At 73.7% G+C, this 5,700-nt stretch carries 5 protein-coding genes; 1 reads left to right on the forward strand and 4 read right to left on the reverse strand.

Annotated elements, in window-relative coordinates:
• A partial coding sequence (locus VLG41_RS17525) for a chemotaxis protein CheW (protein ID WP_325350675.1) occupies positions 1-552 on the forward strand: 552 nt, incomplete at its 5' end.
• A gap of 34 nt (positions 553-586) precedes the next feature.
• On the opposite strand, the gene VLG41_RS17530 is transcribed toward VLG41_RS17525, so the two are convergent.
• Genes VLG41_RS17530 through VLG41_RS17545 form a run of 4 tightly spaced genes read right to left on the reverse strand, consistent with a single transcriptional unit; the run spans position 587 to position 5,594 of the window.
• Complete coding sequence (locus VLG41_RS17530; protein WP_325350676.1) at positions 587-1,009, reverse strand: RidA family protein; 423 nt, start codon at positions 1,007-1,009, stop codon at positions 587-589.
• On the reverse strand, positions 1,009-2,013 hold the full coding sequence (locus VLG41_RS17535; RefSeq protein WP_325350677.1) for a tripartite tricarboxylate transporter substrate binding protein: 1,005 nt from the start codon (positions 2,011-2,013) through the stop codon (positions 1,009-1,011). The genes VLG41_RS17530 and VLG41_RS17535 overlap by 1 nt, the downstream gene beginning before the upstream one ends.
• A 27-nt stretch (positions 2,014-2,040) precedes the next feature.
• Entirely contained in the window at positions 2,041-3,621 is a 1,581-nt protein-coding gene (locus tag VLG41_RS17540) for a hydantoinase B/oxoprolinase family protein (RefSeq protein WP_325350678.1), read from the reverse strand.
• The gene (locus VLG41_RS17545) at positions 3,618-5,594 is read right to left on the reverse strand and encodes a hydantoinase/oxoprolinase family protein (RefSeq protein WP_325350679.1); all 1,977 of its coding nucleotides are present in this window, start codon (positions 5,592-5,594) and stop codon (positions 3,618-3,620) included. Before VLG41_RS17545 ends, VLG41_RS17540 begins: the two co-directional genes overlap by 4 nt.
• Positions 5,595-5,700 lie beyond the last annotated feature (106 nt).

Genomic DNA, 5,700 nt, shown 5'->3' on the forward strand with positions numbered 1-5,700 from the left:
GACGGCGCGCGCGACGATGGCGCGGCCCGCCTGCGCCTGGCCAGCTTCCTGCTCGGCGGGCACTGGCTCGCGCTGGACGCGCGCCATGTGCTCATGGCCGCGCCCGACGCCCCGGTGCTGGGCCGAAGCGGCGCACGTGCGCCCTTTTGCGGGCTGGTTCAGGTGGCCGGACAGGTGTACCCCGTGGTCGACCTGCGACAGGTGGTGGCGGGCCTGGAAGCGCCGGCCGCGCGCGAGGCGGCGCCGGAGCGCCAGCTCATCGTGGTGCGCGTGCCGCGCGCCGATGGCGCGGCGCGCAGCTTCGCGCTGCGCGTCGACGGCCTGGGGCCGATGGTCGATGTCGCGCCCGCGCGGCGGCAGCGCCTGGGCCTGGCCGCGGTGGGGGGTGGCACACCGCTGATCGACGCCCTGGTGGCGGTGGAGGCGCCGGGCGCCGACGCGGGCTCGCGCGTGCTGTGCTGCATCGCGCCCGACTGGCTGGAGCGCTGCGCGGACCAGGCGCTGGGCGACAGCGCGCCGCTGGACCTGGACGCGCTGCTCGCCACGGCCTGAGGCGGCGTGAGCGGCAGGAGCGGCGTGTGTGACCTCAGCCGCGCGGGCGCAACGCGACCGCTTCGATCTCCACCCGCACCGGCGCGATCAGGCCGGCGATCACCGTCGAGCGCGCCGGCGCCGTGGCGGCCGGGAAGCGCTCGGCGTAGGCCGCGTTGAAGCCGGGGTAGTCCTGCCCGTCCACCAGCCACACGGTGGTCTTCACCACGTCGGCCAGCGTGCAGCCAGCGTCGCGCAGGATGTCCTCGATCAGGTCGATCGTGTGGTGCGTCTGGGCCACGATGTCCTCGCCCGCGGGCTGGCCGTTGCGCATGGGCACCTGGCCCGCCACGAAGACCAGGCGCTCGTCGGCCACCACGGCGGGCGAGATCGGTTGCACCACGCCGGCCCGCTGCACGGGCGGGCCGATGTGGCGGATGTCGGCGTTGTCGGGCATGCGCGCGCGCTCGCTCGGCATCAGTCCGGCTTGACGCCGGCGGTCTTCACGATGCCGGCCCACTTCTTGTTCTCGGCCTCGATGAAGGCCTTGTACTCGGCCGCGCCGCTGCCACCCAGCTTGAAGCCGCGCGAGACGAAGTACTCCTGGATGTCGGCGCTGGCCAGTGCGGCGTTCACGTCCTTGTTGATCTTGTCCACGACGGCCGCGGGCGTGCCGGGCGGCGCGAACAGGCCTTGCCAGGAGAGGGCCTCGAAGCCCGGGTAGCCGCTCTCGGCCACGGTGGGCACGTTGGGGAACAAGGGGTGGCGCTCCTTCGAGGTCACGGCGATCGGCGTGATCTTCTTGGCCTCGATCTGCGGCATCACCACCAGCACGTCGCCGAACATCAGGTCGATCTGGCCGCCCATGAGGTCGGTCAAGGCGCCCGCGCTGCCGCGGTAGGGGATGTGCAGCAGCGCGGTCTTGGTCGCGAGTTCGAACATCTCGCCCGTGAGGTGCATGGAGGTGCCGGTGCCCGGCGAGCCGTAGGTGATGGAACCCGGCTTGGCCTTGGCGGCGGTGATCAGCTCGTTCAGGTTCTTCGCGGCCACGCGCTCGTTCTTCACGATCAGCAGCGGTGCGCTCACCACGGCCGTCACGGGCGTGAAACCCTTGATCGGGTCGTAGGGCAGGTTGGGGTAGAGCGAGCCGGCGATGCCGTTGCTGCCCGTCACGCCGATGAGCAGGGTGTAGCCGTCGGGCGCGGCCTTGGACACGTGGTCCGCGCCCACCGTGCCGCCCGCGCCGGGGCGGTTGTCCACGATGACGGTCTGCTTCCACTGCGCGGAGAGCTTCTCGCCGATCTTGCGCGCGAGCAGGTCGGTGCTGCCGCCGGGCGGGAAGGGCACGACGATGCGCACCATCTTGCTCGGGTAGGCGTCCTGGGCGGACGCGGCCACCGGCGCGAGCGCGGCCAGGGTGAGGGTGCTGGCCATGGTCAGGGCGCTGACGAGGCTTCTGCGGGTGAGGGTGATGCGTTTCATCGGGTTCTCGCTTTCAAGTGGATGGTTTCAGTGGCGTGGCATGGCCTCGCCCCACGCGCCTCCTCCGGCCGTTTCTATGACGAGCCTGTCTCCAGCGGACCAGTCCACGCGCGCCCTCGCAGGCAACACGTCGACCCGTCCATCGGATCTTTCGATGCGCGCGGCCGAGGGGGCGCCGTCGCCGCCCCCGTGGCTGCCGCGCGCGCGGCTGACATGGCGCTCGCCCCGGTAGGAGACGCTGCCCTGTCCTTCAAGCAATTCGTACACCCGGCGCACGCCGTGTCCGCCGGTGAAGCGGCCCGCGCCGCCCGAGGCCTCGCGGATCGCGTAGCCGTGCACGCGCAGCGGCGCCTCCGACTCGATCACCTCGATCGGCGTGTTGCGCGCGTTGCCCACGTCGGTGGAGACGCCGCTGGTGCCCTCGCCGTGCGCGCTCGCGCCGGCGCCGCTGGCGATGATCTCGGTGAGCAGCCAGCGCTGGCCATCGGCGCGCGCGCCGCTGAGCGAGAGCACCGTGGCCACGCCCGCGTTGGCCGCGAGCGGATCGCGCGAGGCGCCCGAGGACCAGGCGCCGAGCATGGCGTTGCACGCGAGCTTGAGCGTGGCGGTGCGCGCGTTCACCGCGGCCGGCAGGTTCGGGTTGACCACGCTGCCCTCGGGCAGGACCCAGGTGGCCGGCGCCAGGCAGCCCGCGTTGTTGGGCGCCTGCGGCGCGAGCGATCGCATGAAGAACAGGATCGCCGACATCATGCTCGACGGCGAAGCGTTCACCGGTCCGCGCGTCTGAGGCGAGGAGCCGGTGAAGTCGATGGTGAGCGCGTCGCCGCGCTTGCGCAGGCTCACCGCGATGCGCACCGGCGTGTCGCTGATGCCGTCGCCGTCGAGCTGGTCCTGCCAGCGCCACTCGCCGTCGGGCGCGGCGCGCAAGGCCTCGCGCGTGAGGCGCTCGGACTGCGCGAGCAGCGCGCCGCACACGGCCTCGAAGGGGGCGCCGGTGCGCGCGCGCAGCGCGGCCATCTCGCTGGCGCCCAGGCTCACGGCCGACCACTGCGCGTTCAGGTCGCCCAGCAGGTTGCCGGGTGTTCGGCTGTTGGCCGTCAGCAAGGCTTCGATGCCGGGATCGGGTTCGCCCTTCGCGCGCCAGCGCACGGGCGGGATGCGCAGGCCTTCCTGGTAGATCTCGGTCGCGTTGGGCGGGATCGATCCGGCCGCGATGCCGCCCACGTCCTGGTGGTGCAGGATGGCCGCGGCCAGCGCGATCACCGCGCCGTCGCTGAACACCGGGCGCACCACGATCAGGTCGGGCAGGTGCGTGCCGCCCGACCACGGGTCGTTCATCAGCCAGGCGTCGCCCTCGGCCATCGCGTCCACGGGGCAGCGTTGCAGCAGACCGGCGATGGCGGGGATCAGCGAACCCAGCAGCAGCGGCAGCGAGCGCGCCTGCGCGAGCAGGCGGCCGTCGGGCAGGAACACGGCGGCCGCGCAGTCGCCGCCCTCGCGCGCGATGGAGGAGTAGGCCGCGCGCATCATGCGGCTCTGCATGCGGTCCACGATGCCCTGCAGTGCCAGGCGCACGGGCTCCATCAGGATCAGGTGTTCGCGGTTCATTCCGGCCCGCTCCGCGACAGCAGCAGCGCGCCGTCGGGCGCCAGCGTCCAGCGCCAACCCCCGGGCACCCACACCGTGGTGGTGGCGGCGAAGAGGGCGCGCGGGCCCACGCCTTCGGACGGGCAGCCAGCCCACCGCGCCGGGTCGGGGCGCAGGTGGCGGGCGTTCACGCCGGGTTCCGGCACGGCCTGCTCGAACACGCCGCGCAGCAGCAGGGCCTGCACTTCGAAACGGGCAGGCAACTGGCCGCGCAGGGTTTCGTAGCGCTCGGCGAAGCGCGCGCGCAGCGTGGCGAGGTCGTCGTCGGTTTCCCAGGGCACCTCCACCGGCTTGCCCTGGCCCACGATCAGCAGCTCCAGACTCCAGCGCGCCTCGCCCTCGGGCGCTGCCGCGCGCATCGCCTCGCGGTGGTCGATCAGCGCGGCCAGGCCGTCGGCATCCAGCGCCAGCGCGCAGGAGCGTTCCACCGTGCGCGTGGGCGGCGCGGCCAGCAGGCCCAGCGCCGCGATCACGCCCGCGTGCGGGATCACGCGCACGCGCGGCACGCCCGCGAGCTCGGCCACCTCGGCCACGTGCTGCGCGCCGCCGCCGCCGGCGGCCACCAGCACGCAGTCGGCGGGGTGCAGGTCGCGCTGGAAGGCGCGCATCTTCACGCTCTCGGCCATGGCGGTGGCCGCGGTGGCCACGACGGCGCGCGCGGCGTCGAGTGGGTCCAGGCCCAGCGGCCGGGCCACGTCTTTCTCGATCGCGGCGCGGGCGCGCGCGGCGTCGAGCGCCACGCCGCCCGACAGCCGCTCGGGCAGGCGGCCCAGCAGCACCAGCGCGTCGGTCAGCGTGGCCTCGGTGCCGCCCAGGCCGTAGGCCGCGGGGCCGGGCCAGGCGCCCTGCGAGCGCGGGCCCAGGCGCAGGCCGCCACCGGCGTTGACCGTGGCCAGGCTGCCGCCGCCGATGGACAGCGACTCCACATCGGCGCAGCGCAGGCGCAGCGTGAGCTCGCCGCACAGGAGCGTGTCGCTGAACAGCGGGCGGCCGGCGTCGAGCAGGCCGATGTCGGTGCTGGTGCCGCCCACGTCCACCGACATCACCACGCGCGCGTCGTCGTCGTCGCTGTCACTGTTGCCATCAAGCTTGCCGTTGGGCAGGCTCGCGGCCACGCCCTGCAGCGCGGCGCAGGGCCCCGACATCGCCAGGCCGATGGGCCGCAGCGCCGCCTCGGCCCAGGGCGCGATGCCGCCTTCGGAGCGCATCAGCGCGGGCTCGGGCAGGCCGCGCGCGCGCAGCGCCACGCCCAGCGACTGCAGGTAGCGCTGCACGAGCGGCTTGCTGTAGGCATCGAAGGCCGTGACCAGGAAGCGCTCGAACTCGCGCGGTTTGGGGTCGACCTCGCTGGACAGCGACACCAGCAGTTCGGGCTCGGCCTCGAGCAGCCAGTCGCGCACCTGTTGCTCGTGCGCGGGCCGCAGGTGCGCGAACAGCAGGCACACCGCCACCGAGGCGATGCCTTGCGCGCGCAGTTGGCGTGCGATGGCGATCACCTGCTCGCGCTCCAGCGGTTCGACGGCTTCGCCCTGCGCGTCGATGCGGCCACGGATCTCGAACCGCAGCTCGGCCGGGAAGAGCCGGCGCTCGGGCGTGGGCGGCGCCACGGCGGGCGTGTACAGATCGCGGCGGTCCTGGCGCGCGAGCGCGAGCACGTCGCGCAGGCCCTCGTTGGTGAGCACGGCCACAGGGCCTGCGCCCTGTTCGAGCAGCAGGTTGGTCACCACCGTGGAGCCGTGCACGAGGCGCGCCACCTGCGCGGGCGCGATGGCCTGCTCGTCGAGCAGGCGCTGCACCGCCGCCAGGATGGGTTGCACCAGTTCGCCGGCCTCGCGCGGGTGCTTGAGCGCGCGCAACTCACCCGCGCTGGAGCAGGCCACCACGTCGATGAAGGTGCCGCCCATGTCCACGCCGATGGCCCATTGCTCGCTCATTGCCGGTCCTTCATCGGAAGCGCGAGGCACTGAAAGGGGACAGGTCGACCTGGGGCGCGCGGCCCGCCACCAGGTGCGCGACCTCGCGGCCCGTGGTGGCGCCCAT

Origin of the sequence: Hydrogenophaga sp. (genome assembly GCF_035481345.1) — a bacterium.
Lineage (GTDB): Bacteria > Pseudomonadota > Gammaproteobacteria > Burkholderiales > Burkholderiaceae_C > Hydrogenophaga.